Below are 16111 nucleotides of genomic sequence, written 5' to 3' on the forward strand. Positions count from 1 at the left end.
CTGAGCATCTGGAGACACCGGAAGGCCCCGCAAGGGGCCTTCTGCTTTTGTGGCGCGGGCTCCCGCAGACTATCCCTGCGTGATAACATTCTGTCCCGTCTTTGTACCCACGACGTGGGTGCGCCTCAACACGCAAGCGGCCTGGATTTTTCATGACCAAGTTCATTTTTGTCACCGGTGGTGTGGTTTCTTCGCTGGGCAAGGGCATTTCGGCGGCATCGCTGGCGGCACTGCTGGAGGCGCGGGGTCTCAAGGTCACCATGATCAAGATGGATCCCTACATCAATGTCGATCCGGGCACCATGAGCCCGTATCAGCACGGCGAGGTCTTTGTCACCGACGATGGCGCCGAGACCGACCTTGACCTGGGCTACTACGAACGCTTCCTGCGCCGTTCGCGCATGAGCAAGAAGAACAACTTCACCTCCGGCCGCATCTACCTTGACGTGCTGCAGAAGGAACGTCGCGGTGACTACCTGGGCGGCACCGTGCAGGTGATCCCGCACATCACCGACGCCATCAAGCAGCGCGTGCGCGACGGTGCCAAGGGCCATGACATCGCCATCGTCGAGATTGGCGGCACCGCTGGTGACATCGAGTCGCAACCGTTCATGGAAGCGGTGCGTCAGCTGCGCATCGAGCTCGGCTACCAGGGCTCGCTGCTCATGCACCTGACCCTGATCCCCTACATCGCCTCGGCGGGCGAGCTGAAGACCAAGCCGACCCAGCACTCGGTCAAGGAGCTGCGCTCGATCGGCCTGCAGCCGGACATCCTGATCTGCCGTTCCGAGCATGACGTGCCGGCCGACTCCAAGCGCAAGATCTCGCTGTTCACCAACGTCGAAGAGCGTGCGGTCATCATTGCCAAGGATGCCAAGACCATCTACCAGATTCCGCGCCGCTTTCACGAGCAGGGTCTGGATGACTTCGTGGTGGAACGCCTGGGCCTTCAGGCTGGCCCCGCCGACCTGTCGGACTGGGATGCCGTGGTCGACGGCCTGCTCAATCCCGAGCGCGAAGTCACCATCGCCATGGTCGGCAAGTACGTTGAGCTGATCGACGCCTACAAGTCGGTCAACGAGGCGCTGCTGCATGCCGGCATCCGCAACAAGACCAAGGTGCGCATCCGCTACATCGATGCCGAATCGGTGGAGCAGCAGGGCATCTCGGTGCTGGCCGGCGTTGACGGCATCCTGGTGCCGGGCGGCTTCGGCGATCGCGGTACCGAGGGCAAGATCGCCACGGTACGCCATGCGCGCGAGCAGAAGATTCCCTATCTCGGCATCTGTCTGGGCATGCAGGTCGCGGTCATCGAGTTCGCCCGGGATGTGGCGGGCCTGGCCGATGCCAACTCCTCCGAGCTCAAGCCGGGTTGTGCGCATCCGGTGATCGGCCTGATCACCGAGTGGATGACCGAGGACGGCCAGGTCGAGCGTCGTGACGCCAGTTCCGATCTCGGCGGCACCATGCGACTGGGGGCCCAGGTTTGTCACCTGGAGCCGGGCACGCTGGCGCAGAGCACCTATGGTGCCGAGCAGATCACCGAGCGCCATCGCCACCGTTACGAAGTCAACAACACCTATCTGCCGCAGCTGGAAGCCGCCGGTCTGGTGATTTCCGGACGAAGTGCCGACAAGACGCTGGTCGAGATGGTGGAGATCAAAGATCATCCGTGGTTCCTGGCCTGTCAGTTCCACCCGGAATTCACCAGTTCGCCGCGCGAAGGCCATCCGCTGTTCTCGGGCTTCGTGCGCGCTGCGCTGCAGCATTCCGGACACTGAGCGGTCATCACAACAAAAACGACACACGACACCTCGGGAGTGGCACCCATGTCCACGCAGAAGATCCTGTCGCTTGGCGACATCCGCATTGGCAACGACCTGCCGTTCGTGCTGTTTGGCGGCATGAACGTGCTTGAGTCGCGTGATCTCGCGATGCAGATCTGCGAAAGCTACGTCAAGGTCACCGAGAAGCTGGGCATCCCCTACGTCTTCAAGGCCAGCTTCGACAAGGCCAACCGCTCGTCCATGCATTCCTACCGCGGCCCGGGCCTGGATGAGGGCCTGAAGATCTTCGAGGAGATCAAGAAGACCTTCGGCGTGCCGGTGATCACCGACGTGCACGAGCCGCACCAGGCCGCTCCAGTGGCCGAAGTTGCCGACATCATCCAGCTGCCGGCCTTCCTGTCGCGGCAGACCGATCTGGTGGTGGCGATGGCGCGCACCAACGCCATCATCAACATCAAGAAGGCCCAGTTCCTGGCGCCGCATGAGATGAAGCACATCCTCGCCAAGTGCGAAGAGGCCGGCAACGACCAGCTCATCCTGTGCGAGCGCGGTTCCTCGTTCGGCTACAACAACCTGGTTGTCGACATGCTCGGCTTCGGCATCATGAAGAAGTTCAACTACCCGGTGTTCTTCGACGTCACCCACTCGCTGCAGATGCCGGGCGGTCTGCCCAATGCGGCCGGCGGACGTCGTGCCCAGGTCACCGAGCTGGCTCTGGCGGGCATGACCCAGCGCCTGGCCGGTCTGTTCCTGGAAGCGCATCCGGAGCCGGAAGTCGCCAAGTGCGACGGCCCTTGCGCCCTGCGCCTGTCCCAGCTCGAGGCCTTCCTGACCCAGGTCAAGGCCGTCGATGACCTGGTCAAGAGCTTCCCGACCCTGGACACCCACTAAGACTTGTTGTTGCAGTGCCCGGCAACGGGCCTCGTTCATTGCACTGGAGATGAGACAGATGGCAACCATCGTTGACATTCGCGGTCGCGAAATCATGGATTCCCGCGGCAACCCCACGGTCGAGGCCGATGTCATTCTCGACAACGGCATCATGGGCCGCGCCACGGCGCCCAGCGGCGCCTCCACCGGTTCGCGCGAAGCCCTGGAGCTGCGTGACGGCGACAAGTCGCGCTACCTCGGCAAGGGCGTGCTCAACGCCGTCGCCAACATCAACGGCCCGATCCGCGAGCTGCTGGTCGGCAAGAGCGTGTTCGACCAGTCCGGCCTGGACCATGCCATGATCGCCCTGGACGGCACCGAGACCAAGTCCAAGCTCGGCGCCAATGCCATCCTTGCCGTGTCGCTGGCCATCGCCAAGGCTGCCGCGCAGGCCAAGGGCCAGCCGCTGTACGCCTACATTGCCTCGCTGCGCAGCAATACCCACTACACCATGCCGGTGCCGATGATGAACATCATCAACGGCGGCGAGCACGCCGACAACACCGTCGACATCCAGGAATTCATGATCGAACCGGTGGGTTTCACCTCGTTCGCCGAGGCCCTGCGCTGTGGCGCCGAGATCTTCCACGCGCTCAAGGGCGTGCTGAAGAAACGCGGTCTCAACACTGCCGTCGGTGACGAGGGCGGCTTCGCGCCCAACCTGAGCAGCAACGAAGAGGCGCTGCAGGTCATCGTCGAGGCCATCGGCATCGCCGGCTACAAGGCGGGTGAAAACGTCATGCTGGCGCTGGACTGCGCGTCCTCCGAGTTCTACCACGATGGCAAGTACGTGCTCGAAGGCGAGGGCAACAAGGCCTTCACCTCGGCCGAGTTCGTCGATTACCTGGCCGGTCTCTGCGACCGCTACCCGATCATCTCCATCGAGGACGGCCTCGACGAGTCCGATTGGGCTGGCTGGAAGATCCTCACCGAGAAGCTGGGCCATCGCGTGCAGCTGGTGGGTGACGACCTGTTCGTGACCAACCCCAAGATCCTGCAGAAGGGCATCAACCAGGGCGTGGGCAACTCCATCCTGATCAAGTTCAACCAGATCGGCTCGCTGACCGAGACCCTGGATGCGATCTACCTGGCCAAGGCCAATGGCTACACCACGGTGATCTCGCATCGTTCCGGTGAAACCGAGGACGCCACCATCGCCGACCTGGCTGTTGCCACCGGCGCCGGCCAGATCAAGACCGGCTCGCTGTGCCGTTCCGACCGCGTCGCCAAGTACAACCAGCTGCTGCGCATCGAGCAGGAACTGGACTACAGCGCTCCCTACCGCGGCAAGGCCGAGTTCAAGGGCCTGAACTGAGCATGACACCCGCGTCCAGCCTTGGCCGTTTGCTGCTCTGGTTGGCCGCGGGCATCTTCCTGATCCTGCAGGCCACGCTCTGGTTCGGCGAGGGCGGCATTCTCGACGTGCATCGCCTGAAGCAGGCGGTGGCCGAGCAGCAGGCCGAGAATCTCAAGCTCAGGCACCGCAACCAGGTGCTGGAGGCCGAGGTCAACGATCTCAAGAACGGTCGCGAAGCCATCGAGGAGCGCGCCCGGCTTGATCTCGGCATGATCAAGGACGACGAGACCTTCTACCTGATCTCCGGCAAGCCGCTGGCCGGCTCGGCCACGGCGGATGTGCGCCCGGCCACGCCGGTGACGGTGAAGCCGCTGGCACCGACCGCCACCACGGCGCCGGTGTCAGCCGCTCCTTCCAGCGCTGCCGGCGAGACGCCCTGACGCATGGCCGTGCACGCGGTGATTCCCGCTGCCGGTGCCGGCCGTCGTTTCGGCGCCGACCTTCCCAAGCAGTACCTGCCGCTGGCGGGCATGCCCATCCAGCAGCACACGCTGGACAGGCTCTCAGCCATCCCTGCGATCGCGCACCTGGTGGTGCCGGTGGCGGCCGATGACACACGAGCACGTGAGCTTGCCTATGCCCGTCCCCAGCGCCTGCGTTTTGTCACCGGTGGTGGCGAGCGCATGGACTCGGTGCTGGCTGGTCTGGATGCCTTGCGCCATGGCGGTGCCGCCGACAGCGACTGGGTCCTGGTTCATGACGTGGCGCGTCCTCTGATTCGTGCCGAAGACGTGCGGCGACTGATGGCGGCGGTGCAGGATCATCCGGTCGGCGGCCTGCTTGCCAACCCGGTGCGTGACACCATGAAGCGGGCGGACGCGGCAGGGCAGGTGCAGGCCACGGTCGAGCGGGACGGTCTCTGGCATGCGTTGACGCCTCAGATGTTCCGGCTCGGCAGCCTTCATGATGCCCTGCTGGCGGCGCGCGCAGCCGGGGCCGTGGTCACTGACGAGGCCTCCGCCATGGAGCGCCTGGGCCTGTCGCCGCTGCTGGTATCGGGTGCCCGCGACAACCTCAAGATAACCTTTGCCGAGGATCTGGCACTGGCCGAAGCCCTGCTGGCTGCCCAGTCCCGATCCGGAGTATCTGCATGAGCCATCCTGATCAGCCCCGTCTGCCGCGTGTCGGCCACGGCATCGATGTGCATCGCTTTGGCGACGGTGATCACGTCACCCTGGCCGGGGTGCGCATTCCCCACGAGCAGGGCCTGATTGCCCATTCCGATGGCGACGTGGCCCTGCATGCCCTGGCCGATGCCCTGCTGGGTGCGCTGGCCCTGGGTGACATCGGCAAGCACTTCCCGGATACCGATGCCGCCTATTCCGGCGCCGACAGCCGCGTGCTGCTGCGCCATGTCGTTGCGCTGATCCATGCTCGTGGCTTCGTCGTGGCCAATGCCGATGTCACCGTGCTGGCCGAGCGCCCCAGGCTGGCACCTCACATTGCGCTGATGCGCGAGCGCATCGCCGAGGATCTCGGCGTGGCGTATGACCAGGTCAGCGTCAAGGCCACCACCACCGAGAAGCTCGGCTTCGTCGGACGCCGTGAAGGCATCGAGGCGCATGCCGTGGTGATGCTGTGGCCGGCCTGACGGCCTCGACCTGCCCGTCACCATGGCCGGTGCTGGGCACGGCCATTCTCAAGCAGTGCGCCGATGACTTCGTGGTCGATGAGCAGCTCGGTTTCGAGCCCGGGACCGGACCCTCGCCGGACTCGGGGTCAGGGCCTGGAGAGCATCTCTGGCTCTGGGTCGAGAAGCGCCACCTCAATACCGATCAGGTCGCTCTCGAGCTGGCACGGGTACTCGACGTGGCGCGTGATGCCGTCAGTTTTTCCGGTCTCAAGGACCGCCGTGCCCTGACCCGGCAGTGGTTCAGCGTGCACTGGCATGGTGACGGAGCATGGCCGCTGGGCGAGGGTTGGCAGACCCCAGCTGGTCCGGACACGGCGGATGCTGGCGTCTACCGTGTGCTGGCCTGCCAGCGTTGCCAAAGAAAGCTGCGCCGTGGCGTCCACGCCGGCAACCGCTTCGAGATCACGCTGCGTCAGGTGAACGCTGACCGTGCGGCAGTCGATGCCCGTCTGCAGATATTGGCAACTTCCGGTGTGCCCAACTATTTCGGCCCGCAGCGCTTCGGCCATGACGGCCGCAACATCGCGCGCGGTCTGGCCTTGCTGGCGGATCGCCGTGCCGGCCGCCGCCGTCGCCGTGACACCCGCGACAGCCTGTGGCTGTCAGCCGTGCGCTCGGCCTTGTTCAACCAGGTACTGGCGGCACGCGTGCAGGACGGCAGCTGGCAGAGCCTTCTGCCTGGCGACGTGCTGCAGCTGGACGGGCGCAGCGCCGTGTTTCGGGCCGAGGCTGACGATGCCGCCGTGCCATCGCGTCTGGCTGCCGGCGAGCTGCATGTCACCGGGCCCTTGCCGGGTGATGGTGATGCCCTGGTAGGCGAACGCGCTGCCGAGCTGGAGGCGCGGCTACTGGCCCCCTGGGCAGACATCGTGTCCGATCTGGCCGCTGCGCGCGTGCCGGTTATGCGCCGCGCCCTGCGCCTGCGTGTGCAGGATCTGAGCTGGCAGTGGCCGGAAAAAGATGTCCTGTCCCTGGGTTTCACCTTGACCTCCGGCGCCTTTGCCACCAGCGTGCTATCCACTTTGTTTGACCTGGAAAATGCCCATGAGCCCGAATCCGCTGCGCTTTCTGCTAAGCAATGACGATGGCGTGCAGGCCCCCGGCCTGGCGGCCATGGCCGAGGTGCTGGCCACGCTCGGCCAGGTCACCGTGGTGGCGCCTGACATGGAGCGCAGTGCCTTCTCCAGCGCGCTGACCCTGGATCGCCCGTTGCGCGTGCATCGTCTCAGCAACGGCTTCCTGTCGGTCAACGGCACGCCGGCTGACTGTGTCCACCTGGCCCTCAACGGTCTGCTCGAGGACATGCCGGACATCATCGTGTCCGGCATCAATGCCGGTGCCAATCTCGGAGACGACGTGATCTATTCCGGCACCGTGGCGGCAGCCATGGAGGGGCGATTCCTCGGGCGTCCGTCGATTGCCGTGTCACTGGTCGCCGAGCGCGCCAAGTCGCTGGGCATCGAGGCCTACCGGCCCGCGGCGCAGCAGATCGGACGGCTGCTGCAGAGCTGGTCTGGACTCAACCTGCCGCCGCGCACCGTACTCAACATCAATGTGCCGGACGGCGATCTGGCCAGTCACAAGGGCGTGCGCCTGACCCGTCTCGGCCACCGCGATCGTGGCGAGGACGTGCTCCGCCTCAAGGATCCGCGCGGCAACACCGTGTACTGGATCGGCGCTTCCGGCGAGCCGCTGGACCATGCCGAGGGCACTGACTTCCACGCCATCCGGCAGGGCTTTGTCAGTGTCACCCCGCTGGACTCCGACATGACCCGCTATGGCGTAATGGATGTCGTCGGCGACTGGCTGCAGGCTGCCACCCGTCCCGCCACGTGATACAGTTCCGGCTTGCCCGTGATCAAGAACAAGAGCAGATGAATCCAGGCCATTCCTTCGACCTGCAGGGGTCGGGCTTCACGTCGCCACGCACCCGTGACCGCTTGATCACCCGACTGATCGCGCAAGGCATCCGTGACCAGCGCGTGCTCGACATCCTGCGCCAGACGCCGCGCCACATCTTCGTCGATGAGGCGCTCGCGCATCGTGCCTACGAGGACACCGCGCTGCCGATCGGCCACAGCCAGACCCTGTCGCAGCCCTACATCGTCGCGCGCATGACCGAGCTGCTGCTGACCACCGGTCCGCTCACCAAGGTGCTGGAGATCGGCACCGGTTCCGGCTACCAGACCGCCGTGCTGGCCCAGGTTGCCGGCATCGTGCATTCCATCGAACGCATCAAGGCGCTGCAGGACAAGGCGCGCGAGCGGCTGTCTGCGCTTGGTCTGCACAACGTTCGCCTGCGCCATGCCGACGGCCTGCAGGGCTGGCCGGGCGAGGGTGGTTACGATGCCATCATCGGCACGGCAGCGGCGCTTGGCGTGCCGTCCAGTCTCACTGACCTGCTTGCACCTGGCGGCCGACTGGTGCTGCCGGTGGGCGGTCCGCAAAGCCAGCAGCTGGTGCTGGTCACCCGCTTGGCGGACGGTCTGCAGCAGCAGGTCGTCGAACCGGTCAACTTCGTGCCCATGCTGGGCGGGGTGGTCTGAGACCAACCCGCCCATGTCTCCGGCAGGACAACCGGGGGGCTTTTTCGGTGTTTTTTTCATCGCGCCGCAAGTCATGCAAGTTTTTGCAAGATTCGTGGGGAGTCCGTGTGAACAATCGACACAGGTTCTCCGGAGCATGCAGGTGAGCGAAACAACCTTCAAGTCCGCGATGGCGGGTTCTTCATGAGCCTTGTTGATGCGGTGCAGCGCCGCTCTGTCATCGCCGTCTTGCTGGTGGTGCTGGCGATCGGCTGGGTGTTGAGCCTGACAAGTTATTCGCCCGTATCCGGTGATCGCATCATCGCGCGCAGCTTCCTTGCCGACGCTAGCCGCAGTCTCGGGCTCGAGGAGGTACGGCAGGTCAGCTTTCAGCCGTTCCAGGGCGGGCTGTCTCGCGGCAATCGCGACGAGCACCTGTGGTTGCGGCTTATCCTGCCGCCGCTGCCAGACCGCGGCTGGGTACTGCAGTTCGAGCCGGCCTATCTGCGCGATGTCACGGTGTTCCAGCGTGATGAGGCAGGACAATGGCAGACGCAGCGTGGTGGCCTGCATCATGCCTTCGTCACACGCGAGCTGCCCCTGCTCAACTACGTCGTACCGGTGCGCACCGATGTGCGGCGCGAGACGGTCATCTATGCGCGCATCGATACCCCGACGGCATTCTCGATGGCACGTGTGCTGCAGCGCGAGGATGCCCAGTACCAGGATGGCCTGATGAACTTCACGGCCGGCCTTGCGCTGGGCGTGGTCCTGATCCTGATGCTGTCATCCCTGGCGTTGTGGCTGCTGACTCGTGACGAGGTCTGGCTCTACCATCTCATTCTCGATCTCGCCGCGCTTATCCTCTTCTATTTCCTGCTCGGACTGGCCTCGAAATACCTGTTGCCAAACGTCGGTGGTGTTGCGGATCGCATCGTGGTTTTCTGCAGCTGTCTGTTGCAGTTCTGCGTGTCTCTGACCTTCCCTCGCGTGTTTCGCGTCTTCGGCCTGCCGGGGTGGACGGTAGCGGCCTACCGGGCCGGGCTGGTGATCTTTCCTGCGCTGTGCCTGGCCATGTTCCTGGGTCATGATGCGCTTGCGCTGAGCGGAAACCATGCACTGATCCTGTTGCAGAACCTGTGGGGGATCAGCATCCTGATCAAGGCGCGGCATCATGACGCCTGGCTGCTGTGGACATTCCGCGTGATGTTCGGTCTGTTCATGGTGCATGCCATGCACTGGGTCTGGCCCCTGCTGCTGGATGGCGGTGCCATCGGCCTGCAGCAGCTGTATCCGTCCGTGCTGGGCAATCTGTTCGTGCTTGCCATGCTGATGGTGATGCTGCTGCGCAAGACCCGCCTCGATGTTCGCGAGCACCAGGAGGGACGTCTGCGCTCGGCGCTTGCCGAACAGCATCTTTCCCAGGAAAAGCTGCGTCACCAGGATACCTCGGCATTTCTCGGCATGATGATGCATGAACTCAGAAATCCCCTGAACAGCATCCGCATGGTCGAGTACAACATGTCTGCCGAATCCCGGCCCGAGCGCGATGGTGTGCGTCTGGCGCGCATCCGGGATGCGGTCAATGACATGGATCGCGTACTGAATCTGAGCATCGAGGTCGATACCGCGGAGCAGGGGGCCGTGCGCATAGACTGCCAGCCCATGGATCTGATGCCACTGATCCGGCAGGACATGCTGTCGCGCGCGTCCCGGATCGAGCTCGAGGGCGACGTGCGTGTCGCCATCATCAACAGCGATGCCACGGTGCTGCGGCTGATTCTTGCCAACCTCATCGACAATGCGCTGAAGTATTCACCAGCGGACTCGCCAATCCGTCTGCGCGTTGAGATTGCGCAGGAGACAGTCAGCCTTCGCGTCACCAATGCGGTCGGTGTCAGCGGCATGCCCGATCCGCAGCGCGTGTTCGACAAGTATTACCGCACGCCGGGCGCGACACCGATGAGCGGCATGGGCTTGGGGCTATACTGGATCAAGCTGGTCACGCGCCTGCTCAACGCCCGCATCAGCTGTGCCATTGCAACGGACAGGATCGAGTTTCTGCTATGTCTGCCACGCTGAGTCTTGCCCTCGTCGAGGACAATCAGGTCGTTCGTGAGGAAATGGCCTGTTTCCTCTCCCTGAAGGGCTTTCCTGTCCACCTGGCTGACTGCGGCGAACAGCTCAACGAGCTGCTGTGTTCCCATGAGATTGACGTGGTTGTCCTCGACATCAACCTGCCGCACGAGGATGGCTACTCGATCGCCAAGCGCCTGCGGCGCAGCCATCCCGGGCTGGGCATCATCATGCTCACCGCACGAACTCGTCATGCCGATCGCACCCTGGGTTATCAGGCAGGTGCGGATGTCTACATCACCAAGCCCGTGCAGCCGGAGGAGCTGCTTGCCGTGCTCGAGACCATGAGTCGCCGGCTGGTGCCGCGCAACGAGGATCAGCTCAGCCTGTGCCGCCAGCACCAGCTGCTGCGCAACGGCGCCGGCGCCTCGGTCGGGCTGACCATGAGCGAGCTGCTGCTGCTGGAGACGCTGATGCTGTCACCCAACAAGGAGGCGGATGCCGAGTATCTGCGCCTGATGCTCAGCCGTCGCGGCGACGAGGACATGTCCCGTGACAGTCTCTACGTGGTGATCAGCCGCCTCAAGACCAAGATCAGCCGGGGACTCGGTGTCAGCAGTCTGCTGTCCTCGATCCGGGGGTACGGCTATCGTCTCACGGTGCCCGTGCGCATGGACTGAGTGCTACCTGATGGTATGCTCGCCGTGGTCGCTGCCCATGGCGTGCCGACCCGGGACAATGTGGCTTTTCGCGGATTTCTGGATTCAGCAAGGCATGTCGGCACCCATTCAAATCACGCTGGTCGAAGACAACCCTCTGGTGGTCGAGGAAATGTGCCTGCTGCTGGAGCGCCATGGCTACATCGTGCGTGGCGCTGACTGCGGCGAGCAGCTCAACGAGATTCTCCGGGGGAGTCCGGTCGACATCGTGATTCTCGATGTCAATCTGCCGCATGAGGACGGCTTCTCGATTGCGCGGCGTCTTCGCCAGAGCCATCCCTATGTCGGCATCGTCATGGTCACGGCACGCGGTCGTCACAGCGACCGTGCCGAGGGTTACCAATCCGGCGCCGACGTCTACATCGCCAAGCCGGTGCAGCCTGACGAGCTGCTCGCCGTGCTCGCCAAGCTCACGGCACGCCTGGCACCCGCCAGGCCATCCCGCTTCCTGCTGTCACGTGCTCAGCAGCGGCTGGTGACGGACACCGGCACGCAACTCGATCTCACGGCCAGCGAGTACCTGCTGCTTGAGCTGCTGATGCTGTCCGTCAACCAGGAGGCGGACATCGAGTTTCTGCGCTTCCGCCTGAACCGCGATGGCGACAGCGAGATATCCCGCGAGAGTCTGTATGTTCTTGTCAGCCGGCTGCGCAGCAAGGTGGCGACGGCACTCGGCGTGTCCAGCTGCGTCTCTGCCATTCGCGGTTACGGCTACAAGCTCAACATTCCCCTGAGTGCGGGCTGAGCCATGACTGACCTCGCCGCCCGTCATGATCCGATGCTGCGTCTGGCGATCAGCTGCCTGCTGTTCTTCCTGCTGCTGCTGGCCCTGGTGTCGATGCCGCAGCTCCGCGACGATGTCCGGGATGCGGCCACCGTCCGCGCCTATGCGCTCAGTGATTACCCGGCATTCGATGTCGAGGATGCGCAGCGACTGGCATACACCCCCTTCGACAACTTGCTGACGATCGGCAACAGCCAGCGTACGGTCTGGTTGCGACTGGAGATCGCGCCGGCGCAGGAGCCTCTGGTCCTGCAGGTCCTGCCCGCTTACCTGCGCGAGGTGACCCTGTTCCAGCGCTCGACGGACGGCCGCTGGCTGGCGCAGCAGGCTGGCCTGCGCCACCCCTTCAATGTGCGTGCGTTGCAGACATTCAACATCGACTTTCCGCTGACGACCGTGGCGGAAGGCAGGCCGTCCACGGTCTATGTCATGGTCAGAAGCCCCACGGCCAGTCTCGACGTGCGCGTCATTCCGCTGCGCGCGGCACTGCAGCACGATGCCTTGCTCGGTGCCGTGATCGGGCTCACCCTGGGGCTGACGCTGATCATGCTCATGCTCTGCCTGACGGCCTGGGTAGTCACCGGGGATGCACTCTGGGGCTTCAGCGTGCTGGTCGATCTCTCCTCGCTGCTGTTCAGCGCCATCCAGTTCGGCTTCGTGGCGCGCTATGTGCTGCCTGATGCCGCCGGTCTGCTCGATCATGTCTATCCGCTTGCGTTCAGCCTGCTGGTGCTTGCCGTCTGCGGTTTCTACGGCCGACTGATGCGTCTGTTCCATATCTCGGGCATCTGGCTTATGCCCTACCGTGCAGGCATCTGGATGATTCCGGTCTGGGCCTATTTCTGGCTCTCCGGTCGTCATGACCTGTATCTGCAGGTCACCAATGTGTTCCTCCTGTGTCTCGCCCTCTGGGGCATGCTGCTGGTGGTGCGCGCACGGCATGACAATTTCTGGATGCTGGTGCTGTTCCGCAGTCTGCTGGTGTTCTCCAACGTGATGACACTGATCTGGATTTTTGCTCTGGTGTTCCGGTTCAGTCTGCCCGACTTCATGGTGTTCTACGCGATTCTGCCGCACAGCCTCATCACCCTGTTCATTGTGCTGCTGCTGCTGGGCTACAACACGCTGCTGCAGATACGGGAGAAGCTGGCGCTGCAGGTAACGCAGCAGGAAACCAGCCGGCGTCTGGTCGAGGAGCAGGACCGCTTTGCCGAGTCCACCAGCTTTCTCAGCCTCATTCTGCATGAGGTGCGCAATCCGCTGAATCACATCCGGCTGGCCGTCGGCAACCTTCTGCATGAACTGTCGGATGACGGTCAGCAGCGGCGTCTGCGCCGCATTTCCGCGTCCGTCACCCTGATCGATGATGTCCTGCAACGCAGTCTGGAGGTCGACAACATCGACCATGGTGTCCTGCCCATACGGAAGGCGGAGGCGGATGTGGCCGGACTCTTGCGCGACTTCATCGACGAGCACCCGCAGGCCAGCCGCGTGCAGGCCGTTCTTCCCGGGGTACTGGTTGCCAACGTGGATGCCGATCTGCTGCTGATGGCGATTCGCAATCTCGTTGACAATGCCCTCAAGTACTCGCCGCCCGCAGACCGGATTCGGGTGATCCTGTCCAGCGCGGCGGATGGATTCAGCCTGCAGGTGCGCAATCCACCGGGCATGGCAGGTTTTCCGAGTCCGGAGCGTCTGTTTCGCAAGTACTATCGTGCCGATGGCGCGATGACCCAGTCCGGCATGGGCCTCGGCCTGTACTGGGTATCCAGCGTGCTGCCGCGCCTGGGGGGGCGTATCGCGTACGTGGCAGAGCAGGGCGAGGTGGTGTTCACGGTGTGGCTGCCGCGATGAGGTGCCTGCTCGCAGCCATGCCCTTGCTGCTGGCTGGCGGTCTGGCACGGTCTGATGACGCCGTGTCTGCACCCGATGGCGTATCCGATGCCGCGACGCCAGGCGCCACGCTGACCGAAATCACGGTAACGGCAAGCGCGGCTGTCGAGCAGCCAGCCGAATCCCGCGTGACCGTCTCCGGCGAAACACTGGTGCAGGCGGGACTCAACAACCTGACCGATCTGGACGGACGTCTCCCCGGTCTGACCACCCAGGCCTCCAACCCCCGGACCACCGGCTTCAGCATTCGCGGTCTGGGCAACAACCAGGCCAACGATGGCCTCGACAGCAGCGTCGGTCTGTTCAGCGATGGTGTCTATCTGGCGCGCCAGGCCTATGGCGCGTTCGGGCTGTACGATCTCGAGGACGTCACGCTGCTGCGCGGGCCGTCCGGTGCCACCCGGGGTTTCGGCAGCACCGCCGGAGAGCTCGAGTTGCGCACCCGGGCGCCGTCGTTCATTCCCGGCGCCGAGGGCGCGCTTTCCCTGGGCAATCTGGGCTATCAGCAGCTCACAGCCGCCGTGACGGGGCCGCTGCTGGCGGAGCAGCTGGCCGGTCGCTTCAGTCTCTATACCCAGCGCCGTGACGGACTCATCGAGAATGTCTTCGACGGCAGCCGGCTCAACGACCAGGACCGGCTCGGCCTGCGCGGCCAGCTGCTGTGGACGCCGGATGCCCGTCTGCGTGTGCGCGTGAAGCTGGAGCATGACGAACTCGACGAGCGCTGCTGTGCCTCGCAGCTGCTCGGCCCGGTGCGACCGGGCATCCAGGCATCCGACGACTACATGGGCTATGAGCGGCCAGGCACGAATCCGTACGACCGGGTGGCGGACAAGGACGTGACTCCCATGGGGCGCCTGCAGCAGCAGGGCGTGACCGTGGCCACGGAATGGGACCTGGCCCCTCGGCATCAGCTGATCAGCCTGACCAGTGCGCGGTCGCTGGCCTATGATCCGGCACGCAATGATGATGGTGCCTCCCTGCGCCTGGTGACAGGCTTTGTGACGTCGGACTCGCATCAGCTTGGCCAGGAGTTTCGCTGGCAGGCCGACTACGCCCGTGCGCGTTCCGTGCTCGGTGTCTCCTGGCTGCGCCAAGATGTCGCCGGTAAGGAGGTTGGCGTGCTCGGTGACGAGATCGCGCTCTGGACCCTAGGCGGGCTGCTGCGTCAGCGGCTGCCGTTCGCCACCCGGCAGAACAGCGGTTTCCTGATCAATGCCATCCTGCCGCCGCAAACCCTGGATGGCCTGGCCGTGTCTCGTCCCTATCGCCAGCTCTCTGACAGCTACTCCGGTTTTGGCTCGGTGGACTGGCTGCTGCGTGACGACACCACGCTGACCACCGGGCTGCGCTACACCTTGAGCCGGCGCGAGGTCGACATCAGTCGCAGTCGCTCCGGTGGCAATCCCGGAGCCAGTCCGCTGTCGCTGACCAATTCGCTGGCCCCGCTGGAGGATGTTCTGGGTGTCGATCTGGGGCCGCTCACTTTTGACGGCCTGATCGACAGCCTGGTCGGTCCCCCGTTCGAGCGTCATGACAGCCGTGAGGATGAAGGCGTGTCCGGCCGTGTCACCCTGCAGCATCAGCTCAGCGACCGGCATCAGCTGCATGCCGGTGTCAGCCGTGGCTACAAGAGCGGGGGCATCAACCTGGACGCGCTGAGTCCGCGCATCGCGCCACAGTTCGCAGCCGAGATCGCCGAAGGCGCCGAACTGGGCTGGCGAGGCAACTGGCCGGCGCAGCGCCTGACTGCCGGCCTGGTGCTCTATCACACCGATGTGCGCAACTTCCAGGCGCTGACCTACGACGACGGAGACGGCCTCGTCGACAGTCCGCGCCAGAACAACGTCATCAGCATTCCCAAGGTGCGCCTGCAGGGTGCCGAACTCGATGTCTCGGCACTGTTTCGCCATGGCCTGTCGCTGGCGCTGGGGGTGGCCTACAACCGCGCCATCAGCCAGGATTTCCGGCGCGCGCCGAACGAGGATACCGGTGTCAGTGACAAGGATCTTAGCGGCCGGCAGCTGTACCAGGCACCGCGCTGGAGCGGTCATGCCGGCGTGCAGCAGACCTTCGCGCTAGGGCAGGGCTTCATGGGCCATGTCGGGGTTGATCACCGCTTCCGTTCCGGTACGTTTGCTGCTGTCGAGCAGAGCCGGAACAGCTTCATTGACGCCTACCAGATCACCGATGTTCGCCTTGGCGCGCGTCGTGCCAGTGGCGCCTGGGGCATCGAGGCCTGGGTGCGCAATGTCTTCGACGAGGAATACCTGGCGTCGGTGTCAGGGCTTTACGGTCTAGGGGACTATGCCGGCTTTGCCGGTGATCCGCGCACCTACGGCATTACCTTGGATGCGCGCTGGGGGCAGTGAGGCATCGGCCAGCAAACCCCAGAAAGCACAAAGGG

The 16111-nt window shown here is 64.3% G+C and carries 14 protein-coding genes; all 14 read left to right on the top strand.

The genetic code is table 11. The annotated features are described in order from the left end of the window. Positions 1 to 152 precede the first annotated feature (152 nt). The 14 genes from F595_RS0107715 to F595_RS13355 all read left to right on the top strand — a co-directional run bounded on the left by F595_RS0107715 (position 153) and on the right by F595_RS13355 (position 16076). A complete protein-coding gene (locus tag F595_RS0107715) occupies positions 153 to 1781 on the top strand; it encodes a CTP synthase (RefSeq protein WP_022956295.1) in 1629 nt (542 codons plus the stop codon). Positions 1782 to 1829: 48 nt separating this feature from the next. Continuing rightward, on the top strand, positions 1830 to 2678 hold the full coding sequence (gene kdsA, locus F595_RS0107720) for a 3-deoxy-8-phosphooctulonate synthase (protein WP_022956296.1): 849 nt from the start codon (positions 1830 to 1832) through the stop codon (positions 2676 to 2678). 58 nt (positions 2679 to 2736) lie between these two features. Then, on the top strand, positions 2737 to 4032 hold the full coding sequence (eno, locus tag F595_RS0107725) for a phosphopyruvate hydratase (RefSeq protein ID WP_022956297.1): 1296 nt from the start codon (positions 2737 to 2739) through the stop codon (positions 4030 to 4032). Positions 4033 to 4034: 2 nt separating this feature from the next. Then, entirely contained in the window at positions 4035 to 4454 is a 420-nt protein-coding gene (gene ftsB / locus F595_RS13340) for a cell division protein FtsB (RefSeq protein ID WP_022956298.1), read from the top strand. Positions 4455 to 4457: 3 nt separating this feature from the next. Beyond that, on the top strand, positions 4458 to 5168 hold the full coding sequence (gene ispD, locus F595_RS13345; RefSeq protein WP_022956299.1) for a 2-C-methyl-D-erythritol 4-phosphate cytidylyltransferase: 711 nt from the start codon (positions 4458 to 4460) through the stop codon (positions 5166 to 5168). Further along, the gene (gene ispF / locus F595_RS0107740) at positions 5165 to 5665 is read left to right on the top strand and encodes a 2-C-methyl-D-erythritol 2,4-cyclodiphosphate synthase (protein WP_022956300.1); all 501 of its coding nucleotides are present in this window, start codon (positions 5165 to 5167) and stop codon (positions 5663 to 5665) included. Before ispD ends, ispF begins: the two co-directional genes overlap by 4 nt. After that, on the top strand, positions 5653 to 6789 hold the full coding sequence (gene truD, locus F595_RS13350; RefSeq protein ID WP_022956301.1) for a tRNA pseudouridine(13) synthase TruD: 1137 nt from the start codon (positions 5653 to 5655) through the stop codon (positions 6787 to 6789). The genes ispF and truD overlap by 13 nt, the downstream gene beginning before the upstream one ends. Continuing rightward, positions 6767 to 7543 (top strand): 5'/3'-nucleotidase SurE, encoded by a 777-nt coding sequence (gene surE / locus F595_RS0107750; protein WP_026913366.1) that lies wholly within the window; start codon positions 6767 to 6769, stop codon positions 7541 to 7543. Before truD ends, surE begins: the two co-directional genes overlap by 23 nt. A gap of 38 nt (positions 7544 to 7581) precedes the next feature. Then, positions 7582 to 8253 (top strand): protein-L-isoaspartate(D-aspartate) O-methyltransferase, encoded by a 672-nt coding sequence (locus F595_RS0107755; protein WP_022956303.1) that lies wholly within the window; start codon positions 7582 to 7584, stop codon positions 8251 to 8253. 183 nt (positions 8254 to 8436) lie between these two features. Next, a complete protein-coding gene (locus F595_RS0107760) occupies positions 8437 to 10314 on the top strand; it encodes a sensor histidine kinase (protein WP_022956304.1) in 1878 nt (625 codons plus the stop codon). Then, a complete protein-coding gene (locus tag F595_RS0107765; RefSeq protein ID WP_022956305.1) occupies positions 10299 to 10988 on the top strand; it encodes a response regulator transcription factor in 690 nt (229 codons plus the stop codon). Before F595_RS0107760 ends, F595_RS0107765 begins: the two co-directional genes overlap by 16 nt. 94 nt (positions 10989 to 11082) lie before the next feature. Further along, complete coding sequence (locus F595_RS0107770; protein ID WP_169446988.1) at positions 11083 to 11772, top strand: response regulator transcription factor; 690 nt, start codon at positions 11083 to 11085, stop codon at positions 11770 to 11772. A 3-nt stretch (positions 11773 to 11775) separates the two neighbouring features. Next, positions 11776 to 13665, top strand: a complete 1890-nt coding sequence (locus F595_RS0107775; protein ID WP_022956307.1) for a sensor histidine kinase — start codon at positions 11776 to 11778, stop codon at positions 13663 to 13665. Next, positions 13662 to 16076 carry a TonB-dependent receptor gene (locus tag F595_RS13355; RefSeq protein ID WP_084682891.1) on the top strand — a complete coding sequence of 805 codons (2415 nt, stop codon included), beginning with the start codon at positions 13662 to 13664 and terminating at the stop codon, positions 16074 to 16076. The genes F595_RS0107775 and F595_RS13355 overlap by 4 nt, the downstream gene beginning before the upstream one ends. The last annotated feature ends 35 nt before the right edge of the window (positions 16077 to 16111 follow it).

This window comes from Perlucidibaca piscinae DSM 21586, assembly GCF_000420045.1.
In the GTDB taxonomy this organism is placed as follows: Bacteria; Pseudomonadota; Gammaproteobacteria; order Pseudomonadales; family Moraxellaceae; genus Perlucidibaca; species Perlucidibaca piscinae.